Raw genomic sequence first — 1,495 nt, 5'->3', positions numbered from 1 at the left:
TCCACGGACCATATCGCTCAGGTAAATCACGCCATGGAGCACCTGAGCACAGAATCCAGAACATACCATTGATGATTTTACGATGTTCTGCCCATGGACGTCCGGCACGTGGTATTGCTGGTTCAGCAGGCAGTAAAGACTGGATGATCATCCACGCTTCATCGGGAAGGTCGTAGAGAGCCATAGTTCAATATACTGTGGAAACATACGGTTACTATAACTCAGGCATTTAAGGGACACAGCCTAGGCATCGAACTGTTTACCAACCCGGGCCTTAATTCTGACTATCCTGCTGGTACCGGCTGTTGCAGCGATGGCGACATCTTTAATAATGCCTTCAGCATACCGGTGCTGTATATGGAGGCGACCAACTGGGAGATCGGTGATTTAGATGGTTATGAGCAGACCACTAACCCGGCCATTCCGGGGGGAGCAACCTGGCATAACCCCAACCTTGACAACGAGACGGTGCTGACGGATGCGTTAGGTCCTGATCGCGTGGCACAGCGCCTAGGCGACGTTTCTCGTCTGATCTCGAGCTTGCTGCTGGAAATCACTGATACCGATCAGCTGCATTCTGCGATTTCGGCAGCACAGGATCGCTGGACGGGCTGTAGGGGTTGAAGGGCAGCAGCTGCCATCTTCCGGGTTCGGTCTGGCTCGACAAAAAAATGCGCGTGCGGTAATGCCCTATGCATTGCTGGATTATACATTGAGTGACAGTGTCACTGTGGGTGGCAGCCTGAGCATCATGCGCAAGACTGATGAACTGGAGCGAGATGGACATCTGAAAAGTGACACATGGCAGGCTGGGATCTACTCCCTGTGGCATGACCGTGGGCCGCTGTGGGCTGCGGGAGATATTTCAAGCGGGCGCGCTTCAATAGATACCCGCAGCGATGTGCATATTCAGTCTGCGGGTTGGCCTGTGTTGCTGGATAATACACTGAGCGGTGAAACAGAAGCCCAGTTTGTCAGCACGTGTCTGATGAGCGGTTATGATCTCTCATTGTGCGCATGGCGTACTGGTCCGTTGGTCGAAATGGATTATACCCATTATCGTATCAACGGATTTGATGACCGGGAATCGTTATGTACTGCCGTTCGCTATGAAGAAAAGAACCTGAACTCGTTAGAAGTTCGTCTTGGCTGGCGTGTGTGCGGTAATATCGATCTCAACGCCACATTCTCTCTGCACCCTTATGCGTCAGTCAGTTGGGTTAATGAGCTGGCCGATGGATTAAATGACTGCTTTACTGTTCATACGCGCGATGGTGGCGGGGCGTGCAGCGTGCAAGTGGCATCACAGGATAAGCATTTTGGTCGTGCCGCGCTGTGTTTGCAGTGGGTGACTTGTATTAGTCGCGACTAGATCTGACACTGGACCTTGAAAGGTTGAGAGTTACCGGTTTTGATATGGGTGCCTAATCCTTAAACAAAACGCGAGGTAACTCTCATGCTTCATACTAACAATCCCATTATCAAACACAAAGCC

3 protein-coding genes are annotated in these 1,495 nt (G+C 51.3%); 2 read left to right on the top strand and 1 reads right to left on the bottom strand.

All coding sequences use genetic code 11. The annotated features are described in order from the left end of the window. Positions 1 to 184: transposase (locus QZ506_RS05710; RefSeq protein WP_291969683.1), on the bottom strand; the 184-nt coding region annotated here is incomplete at its 3' end. Positions 185 to 348: 164 nt separating this feature from the next. Here QZ506_RS05710 and QZ506_RS05705 point away from each other — a divergent pair. Both QZ506_RS05705 and QZ506_RS05700 read left to right on the top strand, forming a co-directional pair. Continuing rightward, complete coding sequence (locus tag QZ506_RS05705) at positions 349 to 624, top strand: hypothetical protein (RefSeq protein WP_291969681.1); 276 nt, start codon at positions 349 to 351, stop codon at positions 622 to 624. Positions 625 to 685: 61 nt separating this feature from the next. After that, positions 686 to 1,372: an autotransporter domain-containing protein gene (locus QZ506_RS05700; RefSeq protein WP_291969679.1), complete on the top strand. Its 687-nt coding sequence runs from the start codon at positions 686 to 688 to the stop codon at positions 1,370 to 1,372. The last annotated feature ends 123 nt before the right edge of the window (positions 1,373 to 1,495 follow it).

The sequence above is a fragment of the Candidatus Symbiopectobacterium sp. genome, assembly GCF_020054415.1.
Lineage (GTDB): Bacteria > Pseudomonadota > Gammaproteobacteria > Enterobacterales > Enterobacteriaceae > Symbiopectobacterium.
This window is presented reverse-complemented; position numbering and strand designations above follow the sequence as displayed.

Coding starts and splice junctions, on each gene's coding strand:
- QZ506_RS05700 (WP_291969679.1), top strand. CDS start 686: ATGCCCTATGCATTGCTGGATTATACATTGAGTGACAGTGTCACTGTG.